The organism is Terrabacter sp. Root181 (assembly GCF_001428505.1).
Lineage (GTDB): Bacteria > Actinomycetota > Actinomycetes > Actinomycetales > Dermatophilaceae > Terrabacter.
In genome coordinates, this window is sequence record NZ_LMHU01000006.1 from 194,495 (window position 1) to 214,755 (window position 20,261).

At 71.4% G+C, this 20,261-nt stretch carries 21 protein-coding genes; 9 read left to right on the top strand and 12 right to left on the bottom strand.

Translation table 11 applies throughout. The features are described 5' to 3' along the window. Window positions 1-88 precede the first annotated feature (88 nt). Complete coding sequence (locus tag ASD90_RS12715; protein ID WP_056756902.1) at window positions 89-412, top strand: YciI family protein; 324 nt, start codon at window positions 89-91, stop codon at window positions 410-412. Then, window positions 412-1,641, top strand: a complete 1,230-nt coding sequence (locus ASD90_RS12720; RefSeq protein WP_056756904.1) for an RNA polymerase sigma factor — start codon at window positions 412-414, stop codon at window positions 1,639-1,641. The genes ASD90_RS12715 and ASD90_RS12720 overlap by 1 nt, the downstream gene beginning before the upstream one ends. Here ASD90_RS12720 and ASD90_RS12725 read toward each other — a convergent pair. Together ASD90_RS12725 and ASD90_RS12730 are read right to left on the bottom strand one after the other, a co-directional pair. Then, the gene (locus tag ASD90_RS12725) at window positions 1,638-2,108 is read right to left on the bottom strand and encodes a YdeI/OmpD-associated family protein (protein WP_056756907.1); all 471 of its coding nucleotides are present in this window, start codon (window positions 2,106-2,108) and stop codon (window positions 1,638-1,640) included. The genes ASD90_RS12720 and ASD90_RS12725 overlap by 4 nt on opposite strands. A 6-nt stretch (window positions 2,109-2,114) precedes the next feature. Beyond that, on the bottom strand, window positions 2,115-2,492 hold the full coding sequence (locus tag ASD90_RS12730) for a DUF5997 family protein (RefSeq protein WP_056756909.1): 378 nt from the start codon (window positions 2,490-2,492) through the stop codon (window positions 2,115-2,117). 219 nt (window positions 2,493-2,711) lie between these two features. Here ASD90_RS12730 and ASD90_RS12735 point away from each other — a divergent pair, with 219 nt between their 5' ends. From ASD90_RS12735 to ASD90_RS12745, 3 genes are all read left to right on the top strand, one after another. Beyond that, entirely contained in the window at window positions 2,712-3,626 is a 915-nt protein-coding gene (locus ASD90_RS12735; protein WP_057588190.1) for a hypothetical protein, read from the top strand. A gap of 38 nt (window positions 3,627-3,664) precedes the next feature. Further along, window positions 3,665-4,495, top strand: coding sequence for a LysR substrate-binding domain-containing protein (locus ASD90_RS12740; RefSeq protein WP_056756916.1), 831 nt, complete (start codon window positions 3,665-3,667; stop codon window positions 4,493-4,495). Between the two features lie 122 nt (window positions 4,496-4,617). Next, window positions 4,618-5,073 (top strand): hypothetical protein, encoded by a 456-nt coding sequence (locus ASD90_RS12745; RefSeq protein WP_056756919.1) that lies wholly within the window; start codon window positions 4,618-4,620, stop codon window positions 5,071-5,073. Here the strand turns inward: ASD90_RS12745 and ASD90_RS12750 are convergent. Next, window positions 5,036-5,743 carry an HAD family phosphatase gene (locus ASD90_RS12750; RefSeq protein WP_082588699.1) on the bottom strand — a complete coding sequence of 236 codons (708 nt, stop codon included), beginning with the start codon at window positions 5,741-5,743 and terminating at the stop codon, window positions 5,036-5,038. The two genes, ASD90_RS12745 and ASD90_RS12750, sit on opposite strands and share 38 nt — an antisense overlap. A 4-nt stretch (window positions 5,744-5,747) precedes the next feature. Next, window positions 5,748-9,464 carry a methionine synthase gene (gene metH, locus ASD90_RS12755; protein WP_235506653.1) on the bottom strand — a complete coding sequence of 1,239 codons (3,717 nt, stop codon included), beginning with the start codon at window positions 9,462-9,464 and terminating at the stop codon, window positions 5,748-5,750. Between the two features lie 360 nt (window positions 9,465-9,824). Between metH and ASD90_RS12760 the strand changes: the two genes are divergently transcribed. Further along, window positions 9,825-10,679: a PAC2 family protein gene (locus ASD90_RS12760; protein ID WP_056757667.1), complete on the top strand. Its 855-nt coding sequence runs from the start codon at window positions 9,825-9,827 to the stop codon at window positions 10,677-10,679. Between the two features lie 155 nt (window positions 10,680-10,834). On the opposite strand, the gene mshC is transcribed toward ASD90_RS12760, so the two are convergent. The 4 genes from mshC to ASD90_RS12780 form a co-directional block, all read right to left on the bottom strand. Beyond that, complete coding sequence (mshC, locus tag ASD90_RS12765; protein WP_200958617.1) at window positions 10,835-12,091, bottom strand: cysteine--1-D-myo-inosityl 2-amino-2-deoxy-alpha-D-glucopyranoside ligase; 1,257 nt, start codon at window positions 12,089-12,091, stop codon at window positions 10,835-10,837. Window positions 12,092-12,167: 76 nt separating this feature from the next. After that, window positions 12,168-12,977 carry an SCO1664 family protein gene (locus ASD90_RS12770; RefSeq protein ID WP_056756928.1) on the bottom strand — a complete coding sequence of 270 codons (810 nt, stop codon included), beginning with the start codon at window positions 12,975-12,977 and terminating at the stop codon, window positions 12,168-12,170. Then, window positions 12,961-13,506, bottom strand: coding sequence for a DUF3090 domain-containing protein (locus ASD90_RS12775; RefSeq protein ID WP_056756931.1), 546 nt, complete (start codon window positions 13,504-13,506; stop codon window positions 12,961-12,963). Before ASD90_RS12775 ends, ASD90_RS12770 begins: the two co-directional genes overlap by 17 nt. Before the next feature lie 10 nt (window positions 13,507-13,516). Then, the gene (locus tag ASD90_RS12780; protein WP_056757670.1) at window positions 13,517-14,248 is read right to left on the bottom strand and encodes an MSMEG_4193 family putative phosphomutase; all 732 of its coding nucleotides are present in this window, start codon (window positions 14,246-14,248) and stop codon (window positions 13,517-13,519) included. A 91-nt stretch (window positions 14,249-14,339) separates the two neighbouring features. Here ASD90_RS12780 and corA point away from each other — a divergent pair, with 91 nt between their 5' ends. Beyond that, window positions 14,340-15,341, top strand: coding sequence for a magnesium/cobalt transporter CorA (corA, locus tag ASD90_RS12785; RefSeq protein ID WP_020144192.1), 1,002 nt, complete (start codon window positions 14,340-14,342; stop codon window positions 15,339-15,341). Between the two features lie 61 nt (window positions 15,342-15,402). On the opposite strand, the gene ASD90_RS12790 is transcribed toward corA, so the two are convergent. Both ASD90_RS12790 and ASD90_RS12795 read right to left on the bottom strand, forming a co-directional pair. Further along, window positions 15,403-16,263 carry an undecaprenyl-diphosphate phosphatase gene (locus ASD90_RS12790; protein WP_056756933.1) on the bottom strand — a complete coding sequence of 287 codons (861 nt, stop codon included), beginning with the start codon at window positions 16,261-16,263 and terminating at the stop codon, window positions 15,403-15,405. Between the two features lie 170 nt (window positions 16,264-16,433). After that, on the bottom strand, window positions 16,434-17,501 hold the full coding sequence (locus tag ASD90_RS12795) for an LLM class F420-dependent oxidoreductase (RefSeq protein WP_056756935.1): 1,068 nt from the start codon (window positions 17,499-17,501) through the stop codon (window positions 16,434-16,436). Window positions 17,502-17,576: 75 nt separating this feature from the next. On the opposite strand from ASD90_RS12795, the gene ASD90_RS12800 reads away from it, so the two are divergent. Further along, a complete protein-coding gene (locus tag ASD90_RS12800; protein ID WP_056756937.1) occupies window positions 17,577-18,512 on the top strand; it encodes an aldo/keto reductase in 936 nt (311 codons plus the stop codon). A 21-nt stretch (window positions 18,513-18,533) separates the two neighbouring features. Here ASD90_RS12800 and ASD90_RS23810 read toward each other — a convergent pair whose 3' ends face one another. Together ASD90_RS23810 and ASD90_RS12810 are read right to left on the bottom strand one after the other, a co-directional pair. After that, window positions 18,534-18,938 (bottom strand): hypothetical protein, encoded by a 405-nt coding sequence (locus ASD90_RS23810; protein WP_056756940.1) that lies wholly within the window; start codon window positions 18,936-18,938, stop codon window positions 18,534-18,536. 150 nt (window positions 18,939-19,088) lie between these two features. Then, complete coding sequence (locus tag ASD90_RS12810; protein WP_056756943.1) at window positions 19,089-19,883, bottom strand: LppX_LprAFG lipoprotein; 795 nt, start codon at window positions 19,881-19,883, stop codon at window positions 19,089-19,091. Between the two features lie 183 nt (window positions 19,884-20,066). Here ASD90_RS12810 and ASD90_RS12815 point away from each other — a divergent pair, with 183 nt between their 5' ends. After that, on the top strand, window positions 20,067-20,252 hold the full coding sequence (locus ASD90_RS12815) for a DUF5703 family protein (RefSeq protein WP_034770947.1): 186 nt from the start codon (window positions 20,067-20,069) through the stop codon (window positions 20,250-20,252). Window positions 20,253-20,261 lie beyond the last annotated feature (9 nt).

Here is a 20,261-nt window from a genome sequence, read left to right on the forward strand (position 1 = left end):
GACGCGCTGTCCGATCGGGGTCGGGGTATTCGTGGTAGGGGTGAGAGGCGGCCCGCGAGGGGCGGCCCGAGTCAGAGGAGACGATCCAATGCAGTACCTCGTATCCGTCATCGACGACGGCACCGGTCCGGACACGCCCACCGAGGAGGCCGCCATCGACGCCTTCAACGAGCGGCTGAGGTCCGACGGCTACTGGGTCTTCGCCGGTGGCCTCGGCTCCCCGGACCCGGCGACGGTCATCGACAACCGCGGGGACGAGCCGGTCTTCAGCGACGGGCCCTTCCTCGAGTCGAAGGAGTACCTCGCCGGCTTCTGGATCCTCGAGGCCCCGGACCTGGACGTGGCGCTCGAGCTCGGCGCCGAGGGGTCGAGGGCCTGCAACCGGAAGATCGAGGTGCGTCCGTTCCTGTGATGCCGCTCGAGGTCCGCGCAGAGATCACCCGGGCCCACCACGAGGAGTGGGCCAGAGTGGTCGCCTCCCTGGCGCGGCGATTCGGTGACCTCGACCTCGCCGAGGACGCTGCGGCCGAGGCGTTCGCGACCGCCGTCGAGCGGTGGCCCACCGAGGGCACACCCCCCAACCCCGGCGCGTGGCTGACCACCACCGCCAACCGCAAGGCGATCGACCGCATCCGACGCGAGAGCAAGCGCGACCACAAGCACCGGGAGGCTGCGATGGCGCACGACGACAGTCGACCAGAACCGCTGGGCGCCATCGACGACGACCGTCTCCGACTCGTGTTCACCTGCTGCCACCCGGCCCTCGCGATGGAGGCCCGCGTCGCGCTGACGCTGCGGATGGTGGGCGGCCTGACGGTGCCCGAGATCGCCCGCGCCTTCCTGGTCCAGGAGTCGGCGATGGCTCGCCGCCTCACCCGGGCCAAGGCCAAGATCGCGGTGGCGCGCATCCCGTACCGCGTGCCGGCCGCGGCGGACCTCCCCGCACGGGTCTCCGGGGTGCTCGGCGTCCTCTTCCTCGTCTTCAACGAGGGCTACCTCGCGACCGGCCCCGACACCGACCCCGTCCGCCACGACCTGACCGCCGAGGCGATCCGGCTCACCCGGATGGTCCGTGACCTGCTGCCGGAGGACGGCGAGGTGGCCGGACTCCTGGCGCTGATGCTGCTCACGGAGGCCCGTCGGACCGCCCGGGTCTCGGCGACGGGAGAGCTGGTGCCGCTCGACGAGCAGGACCGGGGCGCCTGGGACGTGGCGCTCGTCGCCGAGGGTCACCGACTCGTGCGCGAGCGGCTCGACTCAGGGGTGGCGCCGGGTCGCTACCAGGTCATGGCTGCGATCAGCGCCGTGCACACCTCCGCCCGCGACATGCGCGACACGGACTGGTCGCAGGTCGTCGCCCTCCACGACCAGCTGGTCCGCCTCGACCCGTCCCCGATCATCGCCCTGAACCGCGCCATCGCGCTCGCCGAGCTCGACGGTCCGGACGTGGCGCTCGCCACCGTCGACCGCCTCCGGGAGGTGTTGGGCGGCTACCACGCCTACCACGCGACCCGCGCCGACCTGCTGCGTCGTCTCGGTCGGAGCGAGGAGTCGCGGTCGGCGTATGAGCAGGCGATCGAGCTGGCGGGCAACACGGCAGAGACGGCCTACCTGAAGCGTCGCCGCGACCAGCTGGCCTAGCCTCGGGCGCCGGCCTCGCGCAACGCCTCGACCACCAGCGCCAGACGCCGCTCCCGGGTGGGCTCGGTCCTGGCCGACGACACCGAGAGGACGTGCGCCTTCTGCTTGCTGCTGGACAGCGACGTCCAGGCGGTCCGGACCGCGGGGTCGGCGTCGAGGGCCGCCCGGAGCGACTCGGGCACGTCGACCTCACGCGGACCGTCGTCGAGCTCGAGCCGCACCTCGATGTCGTCGCCGGCACCGCGTCCCGTGGCGGCCCGTGTCGCAGCGTTGAAGGACACGAGGAACCGGCCACCCATGGAGGCGATCGAGGTCGCATACGTGTACGTGCCGTCCACCGTCACGGAGACGGGCACCCGCTTGCCTCGGCCGAATGCCGCGACGACCTCGTCGGGCACCACGATGCCGACGTTGTTCCCGCCCGTCGCCTCGAGGACGGTGCGGAAGGTCTGGACGGTCTCACCCACGGGGCGTCACGCACGCTCGGCGTCGCGCGCCTTGAGGCGTGCGTCCTCGGCCCGGACCTGGGCGAAGATGTCGCGCTCGGAGACGAGCCAGTCGGGCATCTCCTCGAGGACGGCCTTGATCTCGTCGGTGGTCAGGTGCTCTCCGACGCCGCCCCGGGCGAGGCCGGAGTTGGAGATGCCGAGACGGCGTGCCGTCTCCTGCCGTGTGTGCGGGCCGTTCCGGCGCAAGGTCGAGAGCCACTCCGGCGGATCGGCCTGCAGCGCGTTGAGTTCGGTGCGGCTGACGACGCCGTCCTGGAACTCGGCCGGGGTCTCGGACAGCAGGACGCCGAGCTTCTTCGCGGCCGTCTGGGGCTTCATGGTCTGCGGCTTCGGCGTGGGCATGGGACCAGCCTAGGGCGCCTCGGCGCGCGTCGCTGCCGACCCCGGTCCTTGCAGAGGACGGTGAGCAGGTCTACCGTCCGGAGCGCATCCGTCACAGGGGAAGGGCACCAGATGTTGAGTCGACGTCTCGTTCGGGTACTGACGGCAGCGGCGATGGCCGTGGGAGGAGCCCTTGTCGCTCCGGTGCACCATGCCGATGCCGCCGCTTCGGTGCCTGCCGTGTCGAACCTGCGACCCTACGCGCGCTACGACCACACCCTGCGTGCCCAGTGGGACGTCCCGGCCGCGGCGTACGCGCCCGGGGCGAGGGTCGTCGTCCGGTACACCCGCGGTCTCACCGCTGCTGCGACACCCGATGCGGGCTACGCCGCGACGTGGGTCCAGTACGCCCGTGTCGCTGAGGCTCGGCCGCTGCTGGCATCCACCAGCTACACCTTCGCCGTCTGGGTCCGCGATGCCGCCGGGCACCTGTCGCAGCGGCGCACGCTGTCGCTCGTGACCCTCGCCGACACGACGGCTCCACGCGTCGTCTCGTCGCCCTCGGCCCAGCCCGGTCTCCGGTCGGGCACGCTCGTCCCGAAGGTCGACGTGCGGTGGAGCCCCAGTGGCGACGCCGACATCGCGAGCTACCGGGTCCTGCGCACGAGCAGCGACTGGGCCCACGCCACGGTGCTGGAGGCCGCCTGGCCCACGACGCGGTATGCCGACACCGCGGTGTCGCTGCGCCGTGACGTCACGTACAGCTACTACGTCGCCGCGCGCGACACCCGCGGACTGCTCGGTGCCTACACGAAGGTAGGGGTCACGACGAACGCTCGCCGCATCGGTGGCGCCGCGTCATCGGGGACGGCATGGTTCCTCTACGTCACCGACACCGCGGGGACGCAGATGGACGTGGACGTGGACCTCGATGCCGTCACGTGGACGGCCGTCGTCGTCCCCGGCCGCTACACGGTGTGCGAGCACGTCCTCCAGGACCCGGGCGAGCACTTCCAGATCATCCCGGGCTGCTGGACCCCGACCGGCACCGTGGACGACACGGGCAGCGAGCCTCCTGCCGCCGCGCGTGACGCCCTGCTCGTCGGGGCCGACGACCGCCCGACCGGGATCGACATCTCCCTCCACTACCAGTGAGGGTCGGACACCCTGGGCTCGTCCTCTAGGCTCGGACGGTGACGGACGGCACTGAGGGAGACGGTGGGACGCGCCCCGCCGATCCCTTCCGAGTCGAGTTCGTGCCGGGCGTGACGCCCGACAAGTGGCTGCGCGTCTGGGGTCAGCGCCTGCCTGACTCGCCTCTCGAGGCGGCGCCCGTCGATGACGCCGAGGCCCTGACCCACGTGCGCGACGGGACATCGTCCATGGTGCTCCTGAGGCTGCCGGTCGACCGCGACGGTCTGCACGTCATCCCCCTCTACGAGGAGGTCCCGGTCGTCGTCGTGGCCAAGGAGCACGTCGTCGCGGCGTTCGACGAGGTCGACGTCACCGATCTCGGCGAGGAGGTCCTCATGCAGGATCCCGCGCTCGTCCCCGAGTGGGCGGCTGTCGCCACGTCCGAGGCTCGCGACCGGAGCGCTGCCATGCCGCCGATGACGACGAAGCAGGCGGTGTCCGTCGTGGCCACGGGCTCCGGCATCGTGGTCGTGCCGATGTCGGTCGCTCGCCTGCACCACCGCAAGGACGTCGTCCACCGTCCGGTGACCGGCGTCGCGCCGTCGCGGGTCGGCCTGGCGTGGCGGGTCGATGACGACGACCCGCGGATCGAGGACTTCATCGGCATCGTCCGTGGTCGGACCGAACGCAGCACCCGTGGCGGTACGTCCGAGCCGGCCTCATCGCAGGTCGCGGACGAGACGGCCAGGCAGCCGGGCCGGGCCAAGAGCTCCACGACGCCTGCCCGGTCGGGCGACCGCTCCCGGGGCGCCGCCGGTCGGCGGGCCCAGCAGCCCGGGCGCAAGGGCGCGGCCCGCGGAGGTGGCCCGCGACGCAAGGGCCGCCGGTGAGAGGCCCGGTCGGCACCCCTCGGGCACCGAGCGGCGAGCTCCCTTGGCGGTGGGGCGAGTTCGGCACATCGGGGCTTCCTGACCGCCTGGCACGCCACTCCGGTCCGGTCGTCAGCCGTGCGGTGACGGTCCGTGCCGAGCCCGCGGTCGTCTTCCGCTGGCTCTGCCAGCTACGCGTCGCGCCGTACAGCTACGACATCGTCGACAACCGCGGTCGCCGGAGCCCACGCACGCTGACACCCGGCCTGGAGTCCCTCGCGGTCGGACAGCGGTTCGCGTCCATCTTCACCCTCGTCGACTGGGTGCCCGACGAGCTGGTCGCCCTCGAGATCACCGAGCCGGCCGGCATACGCCTCTTCGGACGGCTGCCGCTCGTCTACCAGACGGTCCCGCTCCCAGGCGGCCCGGAGGCAGGCACGACGCTGCGCGGCGACATCGCACTCCCCCGACCGGGTTCGGCCCTGGCCCGCGCCCGGTCCGTGGCACTCGCGTGGGGTGACCTCGTGATGATGCGGCGTCAGCTCCTGACACTGGCGCACCTCAGCGAGGAGACCGCACGCTCGACACGATCGTCGTGAGGTCGGCCGCACCGACCCCAGCGAGGGTGTCGATGTGCACGGCGCCGTCGACGTGGGGCACCGGGACCACGTGCGGGATCGCGATGGTGGGCACCCCTGCGGCCGTCGCGGAGCGCACCCCGGCCGGGGAGTCCTCGATGGCGATGCAGTCGGCCGGGTCGGCGCCGACGAGACGGGCGGCGGCCAGGTAGGGCTCGGGGTGCGGCTTGCCGTGGCTCACCTCGTCACCCGTGACCAGGTGGTCGAAGGCGCCGTCGGGCAGGCGCCCCACGACCGTGTCGGCGAGCGAGCGCCACGACATGGTCACGAGCAGCGACGGGACCCCGAGCTCGCCGAGCTCGAGCAGCAGCTCCCGGGCTCCCGGTCGCCACGGCACGCGCTGCTCGACCTGGGTGATGACCCGCTCGAGGAGGGCGTCGATGATCTCGGGCACCGACAGGGCGATCCCCGACTGGTCGATGATCAGCTGCGCCGAGACCTCGAGGGCGTTGCCGACGAGCTGGTGGGCGAACTCGTCGTTCCAGACGCCCCCGTGAGCGGCGACGAGCTCGTGCTCGGCCTCGATCCAGTAGGGCTCGGTGTCGACCAGCGTGCCGTCCATGTCCCACAGGACGGCGGCCGGCAGTGCCGGCACCGTGCGATCGGCGTCGGCGGTGTGCGAGAGGGTCACCGGGTCAGTCCTCCGGGTCGTAGGCGAGGTTCGCGGACAGCCAGCGCTCGGCCTCGGCGAGCGTCCAGCCCTTGCGGTCGGCGTAGTCCTGCACCTGGTCTCGGCCGAGCCGACCGACGACGAAGTACTGGGACTGTGGGTGGGAGAGGTACCAGCCGGACACCGAGGCACCCGGCGCCATGGCCATGCTCTCGGTCAGCGTCATGCCGGTGTTGGCCTCGACGTCGAGGAGACGCCAGAGCGTCTCCTTCTCGGTGTGCTCGGGGCAGGCGGGGTATCCCGGCGCAGGCCGGATGCCGGCGTACTGCTCCTTGATGAGGGCGACGTTGTCGAGGTGCTCGTCGGGCGCGTAGCCCCAGAACTCCTTGCGGACCCGCTCGTGCAGGCGCTCGGCGAAGGCCTCGGCGAGGCGGTCGGCGAGCGACTCGAGCAGGATCGCGTTGTAGTCGTCGAGGTCGGCCCGGAACGCTGCCACGCGCTCGGCACCACCGAGACCGGCCGTGACGGCGAAGCCACCGACCCAGTCCTTCGTCCCCTTCGGGGCGACGTAGTCGGCGAGCGACCGGTTGGGCACCCCGGCGCGGTGGTCGCCCTGCTGGCGCAGGTGGTGGAGCACGGTCACGGGCTCGGTGCGCTCGTCGTCGAGGTAGACCTCGACGTCGTCACCCACCGAGTTGGCGGGGAAGAAGCCGATGACCCCGTTGGCGGTGAGCCACCGCTCCTCGATGATGCGGTCGAGCATGGCCTGGGCGTCGTCGTAGAGCTTGCGGGCCGCCTGGCCGCTGGCCGGGTTGTTGAGGATGTCGGGGAAGCTGCCCTTCATCTCCCACGCGTTGAAGAACGGCTGCCAGTCGATGTAACGGCGCAGCTCACCGAGGGGGTAGCTCCGGAACACCTTGACGTGCTGGGACATCCGGTGGGAGCGGGTGATCGACGAGACGTCGTGGTCCTGCTGGAGCAGCAGGTGCGGGTGTGGCGGACGGTAGCCGGACCAGTCGATCGGCGTGCGCCGTGCGCGGGCCTCGTCGAGACCGAGCAGCCGCCGGTCCGCCTTGCCCGCGTGCCGTGCCCGCAGCGAGTCGTAGTCCTCCTTGACCTGGGCCATGAGCTTGGGACGCAGCTCGTCGCTGAGCAGCGCGGCGGCGGTGGGCACCGACCGGGAGGCGTCCTTGACCCAGACGACGGGACCGTCGTAGCGCTGGTCGACCTTGACCGCGGTGTGCGCGCGGGAGGTCGTCGCCCCGCCGATGAGGAGCGGGATGGTCAGGCCCTGGCGCTGCATCTCGGCGGCGAAGCCCACCATCTCGTCGAGCGAGGGCGTGATGAGTCCGGACAGACCGATGATGTCGGCATCGTGCTCGCGCGCGGCGTCGAGGATCTTCTGCGCCGGCACCATGACGCCGAGGTCGATGACCTCGTAGTTGTTGCACTGGAGCACGACCCCGACGATGTTCTTGCCGATGTCGTGCACGTCGCCCTTGACCGTGGCCATGACGATCGTGCCGTTCGTGTCCTTCTGCGTCGCGAGCGAGGGGTCGTCGATCTTCTCCTGCTCGATGAACGGGATGAGGTAGGCGACGGCCTTCTTCATGACGCGGGCGCTCTTGACGACCTGCGGGAGGAACATCTTGCCGGCACCGAAGAGGTCACCGACGACGTTCATGCCGTCCATGAGCGGACCCTCGATGACCTCGATGGGCCGTCCGCCACGCTCGGCGATCTCGGCGCGGAGCAGCTCGGTGTCGGCCTCGACGTGGGCGTCGATGCCCTTGACGAGCGAGTGCGTGATCCGCTCGCCGAGCGGGAGGGCGCGCCACTCCTCCTCGGTCACCTCGGCGGCCTGGCCGACCTTGTTGTACTCCTCGGCGATCTCGAGCAGCCGCTCGGCCGCGTCGGGGCGACGGTTGAGCACCACGTCCTCGATGCGCAGGCGCAGCTCGGAGTCGACCTCGTCGTAGACGGCCAGGGCCCCGGCGTTGACGATGCCCATGTCGAGTCCCGCGCGGATCGCGTGGTAGAGGAAGACGGCGTGGATCGCCTCGCGCACGGGGTTGTTGCCGCGGAAGCTGAACGACACGTTGGAGATGCCACCGGACACCTTGGCGCCGGGGAGGTTCTCCTTGATCCAGCGCGTCGCCTCGATGAAGTCGAGGCCGTAGGAGGCGTGCTCCTCGATGCCGGTCGCGACGGCGAAGACGTTGGGGTCGAAGATGATGTCCTCGGCCGGGAAGCCGACCTCCTCGGTGAGCAGGCGGTACGCGCGCGAGCAGATCTGCGTGCGGCGCTCGAGCGAGTCGGCCTGGCCGTCCTCGTCGAAGGCCATGACGACCGCCGCTGCGCCGTACTTGCGCACGAGGCGCGCCTGCCGGAGGAAGGGCTCCTCGCCCTCCTTGAGGGAGATCGAGTTGACGATGGCCTTGCCCTGCACGCACTTGAGCCCGGCCTCGATGACCTCCCACTTCGAGGAGTCGACCATGACGGGCACGCGGCTGATGTCGGGCTCGCTCGCGACGAGCTTGAGGAAGCGGTCCATGGCCGCGACCCCGTCGATCATCCCCTCGTCCATGTTGACGTCGATGACCTGGGCGCCGCTCTCGACCTGCTGTGCGGCCACCGACAGGGCGGTGTCGTAGTCGCCGTCCTTGATGAGCGTGCGGAACCGGGCCGAGCCGGTGATGTTGGTGCGCTCGCCGACGTTGACGAAGAGGCTGTCGTCGGTGACGGTGAACGGCTCGAGGCCCGACAGGCGCATCGCTGGCGCGATGGGGGTGAGCTCTCGGACCGGCCTGCCCTCGACGGCCTTCGCGATGGCGGCGATGTGCTCGGGGGTCGTGCCGCAGCAGCCGCCGACGAGGTTGACGAGGCCGGCCTCGGCGAACTCGCCCACGATGGCGGCGGTCTCGTCGGGCGCCTCGTCGTACTCGCCGAACGCGTTGGGCAGCCCGGCGTTCGGGTAGCAGGAGACGAACGAGTCGGCGAGGCGGGCCATCTCGGCGATGTAGGGCCGCATCTCCTTGGCGCCGAGGGCGCAGTTGAGGCCGACGGCGAGCGGGGAGACGTGCCGGATCGAGTCCCAGAAGGCCTCGGTGACCTGACCCGACAGCGTCCGGCCGGACGCGTCGGTGATGGTGCCGGAGACGACGACGGGCCAGCGCCGGCCCTGCTCCTCGAAGAGCGTCTCGACCGCGAAGATCGCCGCCTTGGCGTTGAGGGTGTCGAAGATCGTCTCGATGAAGATGAGGTCGCTGCCGCCATCGACGAGGCCCCGTGCCGCCTCGAGGTAGGCCGTGACGAGCTGGTCGTAGGAGACGTTGCGCGCACCGGGGTCGTTGACGTCCGGCGAGATCGAGGCCGTACGCGTCGTGGGCCCGAGCGCCCCCGCGACGTAGCGTGGACGGTCAGGGGTGCGCTCGGTCATCGCGTCGGCCTCGCGCCGGGCCAGCGCGGCCGCCTCGAGGTTGAGCTCGTAGGCGAGCTCCTCCATGCCGTAGTCGGACAGCGAGATCGCGTTGGCGTTGAACGTGTTGGTCTCGATGATGTCGGCGCCGGCCTCGAGGTACTCACGGTGGATGCCGGCGATGATCTCGGGCGCCGTCAGCGTCAGGAGGTCGTTGTTGCCCTGGACGTCGCTCGGCCAGTCGGCGAAACGCTCACCGCGGTAGCCGGCCTCGTCGGGCCGGTCGCGCTGGATGGCCGTGCCCATCGCGCCGTCGAGGACCATGATGCGCCGACCGAGCGTGGCGGTCAGGCTCTCGGTGGCGTCGGGTCGCTGCTGCGACTGGGACAACGTGGCTCCTCTCGACGGCACGAGTTTCGTGCCGAGTGACGGGACCGGCCCGATTCTACGGACCTGCCGTGCCTCGCGCGTCGCCGCCCGCACTGCGGTCACGCGGCGCCACCACACGGCATACCCCGTCGGCGTCGCCGGTGGGCCCGGGGACGGCACCCCGTCGGCGTCGCCGGTGGGCCCGGGGACGGCACCTCGACGGGGGCGCGCCCGTCCGGGAGTCCGGCCCATCGACGGCGGCAGGTCCTAGGCTGGTGGTGTGGGCGCGACCGCGCCCACGGTGAAGGAGACATGGTGCTGGAGTTCGAGGACGTGCCGGAGCTGACCGACCCGGTGCTCATCGCGGCCTTCGAGGGATGGAACGACGCCGGCGAGGCCGCCACGAGCGCGGTCCGCCACCTCGCGGAGGTCTGGGACGCGGAGGTCGTCGCGGCCTTCGACCCCGAGGACTACTACGACTTCCAGGTCAACCGCCCCCGCGTGTCGCTCGAGGAGGGCCGGCGCATGCTGGCCTGGCCCACGACGCGCATCCTCGTCGCGACCGAGACCGGCTTCGACCGGGACGTCGTGCTCGTGCAGGGCATCGAGCCGTCGATGCGCTGGCGGGCCTTCTCCATCGAGCTGCTCGAGCTCGCCGACCAGCTCGGCGTCACGACGATCGTCACGGTCGGGGCCCTGCTCGCCGACGTCCCGCACACGCGCCCGATCCCGGTCACCGCGACCGCGGAGGACGAGGCGGCCATCCACCGCTTCGACGTCGAGGCCTCGCGCTACGAGGGCCCCACCGGCATCGTCGGAGTGCTCAGCCACGCCGCCTCCGACGCCGGCATCCCGACGGTCTCGGCGTGGGCCGCGGTGCCGCACTACGCCGGTGGCGCTCCGTCACCCAAGGCGAGCCTCAGCCTGCTGCGCCGCATCGAGTCGCTCCTCGGCATCACCGTGCCGCACGGCGAGCTCGAGGAGAACGCCCGCGCCTGGGAGCGCGGCGTCGACGAGCTGGCCCAGTCAGACGAGGAGGTCGCCGAGTACGTCCAGTCCCTCGAGGAGGCACAGGACACGGCCGAGCTGCCCGAGGCGAGCGGCGACGCGATCGCGCGCGAGTTCGAGCGCTACCTGCGCGGCCGCGACGACGACCAGACCGGCCGCTGACCCGCTGACCCACGCGCCTTTTCGCCACCGAACGCAGCGTTCGGTGGCGAAAGCCGTGTTGGAACAGTGAGTTCGTGATCGAACGCCGTGTTCGGTGGGTCGTCTCGGTCGGCAGGGACGGGCTGGAGCTGGCCGTCCGAGGCGAGGACGGCTCGTCAGAGACGGACGCCGAGGAGGGCGTCGAGCGCCCGACCGAGTACGCCGGGGGCGCCCGGGTCGTCGCCACCGCGGGTCAGCGCCTGGCTGGCCCACCGGTCGACGGCCTCCAGGGCCCGTGGGCTGTCGAGGTCGTCGGCGAGGGCCGCCCGGATGTCGTCGACGGTCTGGTCGGCCACCGGGCCGCCGTTGCCCGAGAGCGCCTCGCGCCAGGTGGCGAGCCGCTGCTGGGCCTCGGCGAGCTGGTCGTCGGTCCACATCCAGTCGTGGGCGTGGTGGCGGGCCAGCAGCGCGAGACGGATCGCCATCGGGTCGACGCCGTCGCGTCGCAGCTGCGAGACGAGGACGAGGTTGCCCTTGCTCTTGCTCATCTTCTCGCCGTCCAGGCCGACCATGCCCTGGTGTACGAAGGACCCGGCGAACGTCTCGGAGCCGCTGAGCGCGCGGCCGTGCGCCGAGCTCATCTCGTGGTGGGGGAAGACGAGGTCGGTGCCGCCGCCCTGGACGTCGACCGGGATGCCGAGGTGGTCGAGCGCGATGCACGCGCACTCGATGTGCCAGCCGGGCCGGCCCGAGCCGAGGCTTCCGCCATCCCACTCGGGCTCGCCCTCGCGGTGCGCGCGCCACAGCAGGGCGTCGAGACGGTTGCGCTTGCCCTCGCGGTCGGGGTCGCCGCCCCGCTCGGCGAAGACCTCCATCATGCCGGCCTCGTCGAGGTGGCTGACCGAGCCGAAGCGCGGGTCCCGGGCAACGTCGAAGTAGTGGTCCTGCGCACCCTCGCGTGACGCGTCCGGCGCCGGCACGGCATACGCCCAGCCGTCGGCGACGAGCTTCTCGATGGGCCCGACGAAGGTCGGGATGCTCTCGACGGCGCCGAGGTACTCGTCCGGCGGGATCACGGCGAGCGCGGTCATGTCCTCGCGGAAGAGCGCGATCTCGCGCGTCGCGAGGTCACGCCAGTCGACGCCGTCGCGCTCGGCACGCTCGAGCAGCGGGTCGTCGATGTCGGTGATGTTCTGGACGTAGCGCACCGCGTGCCCGCTGTCGCGCAGGGCGCGACCGAGCAGGTCGAACGTCACGTACGTCGCGGCGTGCCCCATGTGGGTCGCGTCGTACGGCGTGATCCCGCAGACGTAGAGGGTGACGACGTCGCCGCGCGCGGCGGGGACGAGCTCTCCGGATGCCGTGTCGCGGACTCGCACCTCGGGTGCACTGCCGGGAACCTTGGGGATGAACGGCATCGGCCAACTTCTCACGCGCAGACTCTATCCCGGCGCCCGGACCCCGTCGGGACCGGTCGGACCGGGGCGTCTGCGGCGTCGCCTCCTCCGCTCACAGCGGAGGCCACGGCACCGACGGCCAGTCGGGGCTGGGAAAGGGGTGCACGCCGCGGTCGAGGAGCCGCCGGATCCGCTGGGCCAGGGCGTCCACGTCGTCCTCGGGGAGCAGCGCGAGGAGTCGCTCCCGCGGCCCGTCGTCGGCGAGCGCGTCGCGCAGGCGCTTCAGACGCAGGAGGTCGTCCTCGGCGATCGGCTCGCCCGCCCAGCCCCACAGCACCGTGCGCAGCTTGGGGGTCGGCGAGAACGTCACGCCGTGGTCGATGGCCCAGAGGCGACCGTCCCGGTCACGCAGGCAGTGCGATCCCTTGCGGTCGGAGTTGTTGAGGACCGCGTCGAGCACGGCGAGGGACCGCACGTCGTCGGCGCCCGAGTGCACGACCGTGACGGCAGAGCCCCCGGGCGTCTCGCCGTCGAAGACCGCGTGCCAGCCGTCGGGGATGTGCCCCTCGGGCACGAGGTCCACGACGACGTCGTCGGCGACGGGCTCGAACGGGTCACCGATCCACAGCTGCACCGAACCGGGGCCGAGGGGTCCGTCGCGCAGGACGGTCGGAGGGACGACGTGCCAGCCGCCCAGCTCCGAGACCACCTGCGCCGCGACCTCACGTCCGGCCAGCGTGCCCTCCGGGAAGTCCCAGAGGGGCCGCTCGCCCCGGACCGGCTTGTAGATGACGTGGCCGCCGGGCACGCTGGAGATGCGTGCGACGACCGCGAGGTTCGAGGACTCCGTGATGCGCCCGAGGACCTCGAGCTCGCCGCTCAGGTCGACCGGCGGCAGGGTCGCGTCAGCGCTTGTAGCCATTGGCCCGCGGGCAGATGTGGCCCGTGGGGTCGAGCGGGCTGCCGCAGAAGGGGCACGGTGGACGGCCTGCGGCGACGAGCGCGTTGCTGCGTCGCGCGAAGGCGCGGGCCTCGGCCGGCGTCAGCGCGACCCGGATCGAGTTGCGTTCGAGCGGACCCACCTCGTCGTCCGCTTCCTCGTCGACCTCGTCGGGGTCGTGGTCGTGGCACTCGATGACGACCTTCTGCGCCTCCTCGTCCCACGCGAGGGAGAGGGTCTGCACGTGCCAGTCCTCGTCGAACGGCGTCTGCAGCGGGTCGGTGTCCTCGGGCGCTCCGCCGGGCTCTCCCGGCTCGACGGCCGCGGCCGGGGCGAGCTGGTCGAGCACGTCGTTGATGCGGTCGGCAAGGATCGAGACCTGCTGCTTCTCGACCCCGACGGTGACGACGAGGGGGCCGGTGCTCGCCTGGAGGTAGAAGGCCCGCTGGCCGGCGGGGCCGACCGTCCCGGCGACGAACCGGTCAGCGGGATCGAAGTCCTGGACCGTCATGCGCTCGACCCTATCCGACACCTCCGGGTGCCCCGGCGCCCCCGCCCACGACGGCGTCGCCCTCCTCGGCGGCCGGCTTCTCGGGCGGTCGCAGCCCCGTCAGGTCTCCCCCGACGTCGTTGAGCCGCAACACGAACGGCTTGCGGCTCGTGTAGCGCACGACGCTCACCGAGGCCGGGTCGACGTTGATCCGCTGGAAGTCGTCGAGGTGGGCGCCGGTGGCGTGCGACAGGATCGACTTGATGACGTCACCGTGCGACACCGCGACCCAGACCGCGTCCTTGCCGTGCGTCTCGAGGATGCGCGCGTCGGTCTCGCGGACGGCGCGCAGGGCGCGCTCCTGCATCTCCACCATCGACTCGGCGGGGTATGCCGCCGAGTCAGGGAAGCGCGCCTCGCTGGGTCGGTCCTGGACGACCTTCCACAGCTCCTCCTTCGCGAGCTCCGCGATGGGCCGCCCGGTCCACGCGCCGTAGCGGCACTCCCCCAGACCGTCGTGGATGCTGCGGGCCACGTGCGCCGGCAGCCCAGCAGCCAGCAGGTCGGCGGTCTGCACGCAGCGGTCGAGCGGTGAGCTGACGACCTCGACGACGGGCAGCACTGCGGCGGCGAGCCGCTGGCCGACGGCGGCGGCCTGCGCCTCGCCCGTCTCGTCGAGGAAGACCCCGGGCATCCAGCCGGCGAGGGTGCCGGCGGTGTTGGAGGTGGAGCGCCCGTGGCGCACGAAGATGACGGTGGGCACGATCGCCACCCTAGCCCGCCCCTGCACCGTCGCCCGGCGGCCTACGCCAGCCTGCGAGACGTCGGGGAGCGGACGTGGTGAAGTAGGAGATGTGATCGTGGACAAGGCCATCTACCGCAACGGCCGGCGGCAAGGGTGCGGCGACCTCAGCGACGAGCTCGACGTGCTGCGCCTCACCCAGGACGGCTTCCTCTGGATCGGCCTCAAGGACCCGACCGACCAGGAGTTCGACCTCGTCAACGAGGAGCTTCACCTGCACCCGCTCGCCGTGGAGGACGCGGTCAACGGCCACCAGCGGGCCAAGATCGAGAAGTACGAGTCGTCGGTGTTCGTCGTGCTCAAGACGCTGCGCTACATCGAGGCGACGAGCGACATCGAGACCGGCGAGGTCATGCTCTTCATCGGCGACCGGTTCGTCGTGACCGTCCGGCACGGTGAGGGCAACCCGTTGGCCGGCGTGCGCCAGCGTCTCGAGACCGAGCCCGAGCGCCTCGGCCACGGCGCCATGACCGTGCTCCACGCCGTCATGGACTCCGTCGTGGACAACTACCTCGTCGTCGACCGGGAGGTGCGCAGGGACCTCGAGCAGATCGAGGAGCAGGTGTTCGCCTCCCACCTCGGCGGCGACGCCAACACGATCTACCGCCTCAAGCGCGAGGTGCTCGAGTTCCGCCGGGCCAGCCAGCCGCTGGCCGACACCCTGACGCAGTTCATGGAGCGGGCGCGGGGCCGCGGCCTCACGGAGGAGATGCTGCCCTTCTTCCGTGACGTCGCCGACCACCTGCGACTCGTCAACGACCACGTCGAGTCCTACGACCGCCTCCTGACCGACGTGCTGTCGGCCCATCTCGCGAGCGTCTCGGTCAAGCAGAACGAGGACATGCGCCGGATCTCCGCATGGGTCGCGATCGCGGCAGTGCCCACGATGATCGCCGGCATCTACGGCATGAACTTCGAGCACATGCCCGAGCTGACCGCGAGCGTCCACCTCGGCCGCGGGGAGTTCCAGTACGGCTACTTCCTCGTGCTCGGGGTCATGGCGGCCGCGTGCATCGGCCTCTACCGCGCGTTCAAGCGCTCGGGCTGGCTCTAGCGACGGCGAACGGCCGGCTCCCACGGATGGGAGCCGGCCGCCCGGGGTGTCGGGTCGGGCCTCAGGTCGCGGTGATGACGCCACCCGCGAGGACCCCGGCCAGCAGCACGCCGAGCACGACTCGGTACCAGACGAAGGGCATCAGGGTGTTGCTCGCGACGAAGCGCAGCAGCCAGGCGATCGACGCGTAGGCCACGACGAAGGCCACGACGAGGCCGACGAGCACCGGGCCGATGCCCAGGGCCGACAGACCGTCCTTCTCCTCGACGGACTGGAAGAGACCGGCGGCGGTGAGGGCCGGGATCGCGAGGAAGAAGCTGAGCCGCGTGGCCGTGACGCGGTCGATGCCGCGGGCGATGCCGGCGGAGATCGTCGCGCCCGAGCGCGACACACCGGGGATGAGCGAGAAGCACTGGATGAGCCCGATGACGACGCCGTCGACCGGGCGCACGGAGTGCTCGCCACGCAGCTGTCCTCGAGCCTCGTAGCCGGCGTAGATGCGCTCGGCGAGGACCATGACGACGCTCCAGAGGAGCAGCGCCGCCGCCACCACCCAGAGGCTGCGCAGCCCGCCCGAGATGAGGTCGCGCCCGAGGAAGCCGACGATCCCGACCGGGATCGAGCCGATCACGACAGCCCACGCGAGGTTGTAGTCGGGGTCCTTGCGGCCCTCCGCCGTGGCGAGACCGCGAACCCACGCGAGCGCGAAGCGCACGATGTCGCGGAAGAAGAAGAGGAGCGTCGCCGCGATCGCGCCGAGCTGGATGACAGCGGTGTAGGCCGTCACGGCCGGGTCGCTCACCTCGAGGCCGAGCAGCTTCTCGGTGATGGTCAGGTGGCCGGTCGAGGACACCGGAAGGTACTCGGTGAGGCCTTCGACGACACCGAGGATGACGGCGTCGAGGTAGCTGAGGTCAGCCATGGGTCAGGGTGGGCCTTCTGCGCAGGAGGGAATGGACGGGCCGCGGGTCCCGACGGGGAGCGGCCGCTGGGCACAATGTCGCACCCTATCCACAACGTGGACTGGGAAAGCTCAGGGGCGAGCGGCGCGGAGGCGAAGTCCTCGGGAACGTCCGGCGGCGCGTGCCACGTCTACCGGGTCGGGGTGAGACCGGTGGTCGCGGCCACGACCTCCAGCGTCGCCAGCGCCTGGTCGCGCGTCATGCCGCCGCCGACGGCCACCGCCAGCGTGGTGACGCCGGCCGCCTCGTAGCGACCGAGCCGCTGGGCGATCCGCCGTGGTGAGCCGAGCAGGGCCGTCTCGTCGATGAACTCGAGAGGCACGGCCGCCGCGGCCTCGCGGTGACGGCCGGCGAGGTAGAGGTCCTGGATGCGCGCCGCGTCCTCCTCGAAGCCCATCCGGCACGCGAGCTGGTTGTAGAAGTTCTGCTCGCGTGAGCCCATGCCACCGATGTAGAGCGCGCAGTAGTCGCGCACGTGGTCCGCCGCCTCCGCGACGTCGTCGACGAGGACGACGGGCGTCGTCGCCACGACGTCGAAGCCGGTCATCGGTGCCTCTGCAGGGCCTCGCCCACCCCGGCGCCGCCCCGTCTCGAGGGTGGCGAGCAGGTCGGCGGCGTGCTCGGGGCTGAAGAAGATCGCGAGCCAGCCGTCGGCGATCTCGCCGGTCAGCTCGAGGTTCTTGGGCCCGACCGCCGCGAGGTAGACCGGGAGGTCAGGACGGACCGGGCGCGCCGAGAGCTTGAGCGGCTTGCCGGGGCCGTCCGGCAGCGGGAGCGGGTAGTGCGGTCCCGCGTGCGTGACCGTGTCGCGGCGCAGCGCGGCCCGCACGATCTCGACGTAGTCGCGCGTGCGGCCGAGGGGGCTGCGGAACGGCACACCGTGCCAGCCCTCGCTGACCTGGGGACCCGACACCCCGAGCCCGAGCCGGAACCGGCCGCCGGACATCGTGTCGATCGTCGCGGCCGTCATCGCCGTCATCGCCGGGGTGCGCCCCGGGATCTGCATGACGGCAGACCCGAGGCCGACGTGCTCGGTCAGGGCCCCGATCCAGGCGAGCATCGACGGGCTGTCGGAGCCGTAGGCCTCGGCCACCCACACGCTGTCGAAGCCGAGCCGGTCCGCGGCCTGCGCGACCGCCACTTGGTCCGGGCCTGTCGTGCCGCGTCCCCAGTAGCCGAGATTCACACCGATCCTCATGGAACGCAGGCTATCGGCGCACCCGCCGACGTGGCGGACGGTCGAGGTGCGGCGTCGCCCACTACCGTTCGAGGCATGCGCAGGCGTCTCGGCTCGTCCGGTCTCACGGTCACCCCGCTCGCCCTCGGGACCATGCTCTGGGGCAACGCCGTCGACCGCCACGAGGCCGGCGACCACCTGCGCGCCTTCGTCGAGGCGGGCGGCAACCTCGTCGACACGGCGTTCGGCTACGGCGGCGGCGACGCGGAGACCATCCTCGGCGGCCTGCTGGACGGCGAGGTCCCGCGTGACGACCTCGTCATCTGCACCAAGGCCGGGATCTCGCGGGCGGGCGGTGAGCGCCGGGTCGATGTGTCGCGGCGCGGCCTGATGTCCCAGCTGGAGACGTCGTTGCGCCGACTCGGCACCGACCACGTCGACCTCTGGCTAGTGCACACGTGGTCCGACGACGTGCCCCTGTCCGAGACGCTCTCCGCGCTCGAGTGGGCCGCGACGTCGGGGAGGGCCCGCTACGTCGGCGTCTCGAACTACTCCGGCTGGCAGTCCGCCCGCGCCTACAGCCTGCTCGAGTCGGCGCGAATCCCCTTGGTGGCCAACGAGATCGAATACTCCTTGGTATGCCGTACGCCGGAGCACGAGGTCGCGTCGGCTGCCACGTCGCTCGGCTTCGGCCTGCTTCCCTGGTCGCCACTGGGACGCGGCGTGCTGACCGGGAAGTACCGCAACGGCATACCGTCGGGCTCGCGCGCCGCGTCGAACGACTTCCCGGGCTTCGCCGAACGCTTCCTCGACGAGCAGACCACACGTGTCGCGCACGCGGTGGCGATGGCCGCCCGGGGGCTCGGCGCCAAGCCCGGCGAGGTGGCGCTCTCGTGGGTGCGCGACCGACCCGGTGTCGCCGCGCCGATCGTCGGGGTGCGCACGACGGCGCAGCTGCGATCGGCGCTCGCGAGCCTCGAGCTGTCACTGCCGTCGGAGATCGTGGCGGCTCTGGACGACGTCTCGGCCTAGCCCGGGACGAGCCGCCCGGCGTCAGGCCCGGGCGTCGGACTCCTCGGTCACGCCGTCGTCGTCGAGGTCATCCTCGTCGTCGTCCTCATAGTCGTCGTCATCGTCATCGTCGTCGTCGTCGTCATCATCGTCGTCATCGTCGTCGTCTTCGTCGTAGTCGTCCGAGTCGAGCCCGGCGTAGACGCGGCCCTCGGTGCCGTCCTCGTCCTCGTGCCCGTCGAAGTCGTCGCCGTAGATCGCCAGGGGCGTCGCGACCTCGGTCGCCTCGTAGAGCGCCTCGTCGTAGTCGTCGAAGGCCTCGGCCAGGTCCTGCGCCGCGGCCATCACCATGGGGTGGTCGGGGTCTCGGCTCGCGTTCGCGGCCTCGAGGTGGCGTTCGAGGGCGGCGATCAGCTGCTCGAGAGCAGCGCGGGGGTCCACGGTCATGCTTCGACCGTAGTCGACCCGCCCGAGCCAGAGAACCGATTACGGGCCCGGAAACGCCCGGGAACGCAGCGGTCCCGCAGCGAGTCGTGCTCGCTGCGGGACCGTTCACGCGTGGTTGGCGGGCCGTTCACCCGCCGCCCTCGCGGCGTGTCACATGGGGGCCTTGACGGTGTCGGCGGCCGGCGGCGCCGTGATGTCGACCGGCTCGCCGTACTTGCTCATCGTCATGTCCGCCTTGACGCCGGACAGGTCGAAGGTGACCTTGCGCAGCTGGTTCTTGTCGTCGAGCCACGCGGTGTACGTGATGGTGGCGGGCAGCTTCGTCTTCTGGTCGGCCGGCAGCTGGGCCTGCATCGCCGTCGTGTCCAGCGTCAGGTCGTACTTCCACGTCTTCTCGCCGTCGACGGTGTCCTCGCCGACGTACTTCACGTCCTGCACGGCTGCGCCGAACTGGTCGTACATCTTGGTCGGGTCGGCCTGGTCGAGCGACTGCGAGAGCTGCTTGCCCAGCGTCGAGCTGCTGTCGATGACGGCCCACTTCCCCGCAGCGAGGCCCGGGAAGCCCTTCATGTAGACCTTGTCGTCGACGAGGATCATGTCGACCTTCATCGAGGGGCCCATGTCCATCGTCATCTTCATGGCCGGGTTGCTCGCGTCGACCTTCGTGTCGCCGGTGATCGCGATCTTCTGGCCGGCGGCGTCCATCGCCATCGTCACGTGGGCCGTGGTGGCGTTCTTGCCGGCGGCCTTCATGGCTGCGACGAACGACGCCTTGTCCTTGAAGGGCTGGCCCGCTGCGGGTGCGTTGCTCGTCGCGGCGGCCGAGCCGGCCTGGGTCTGGCCGGTCGTGGGGGCCGGGCTCTCGCTCTTGCCGCAGGCGGCGACGCCGAGGACGGCCGGCAGGACGATGACTGCTGCCGCGATGCGGCGGGTGTTCCAATTCATGTGTGGTGACCTCCTGGGCCCTTGACGCCGGGCTGTGCCAGGCGGTTCCCCCGTTCGCCGCGCGGGACCTCGCACGGTCCCGGTCTCGCGACAGGATGACCCATCGACGGTACCGCGACCACCTGGCGCCACACCGCGCATACGGTCTCGGTGGTGTGACGGTTGGTGTCAGAATGGACGGCGATGACGGAGTACGAGTACCGGGTCCTCACGTTCGACCGCCACACGTCGAAGGCCCAGGCCAGACAGGCGGTGCGCGAGCACGCCGAGTACGGCCGTTGGGAGCTCTCGCGCACGGTGATCTACGAGGGCGGCGTGCGGCGGATGTGGCTGCGGCGCAGGATCATGCGCGTCGAGCGCACCGCCTGACCCGACGTG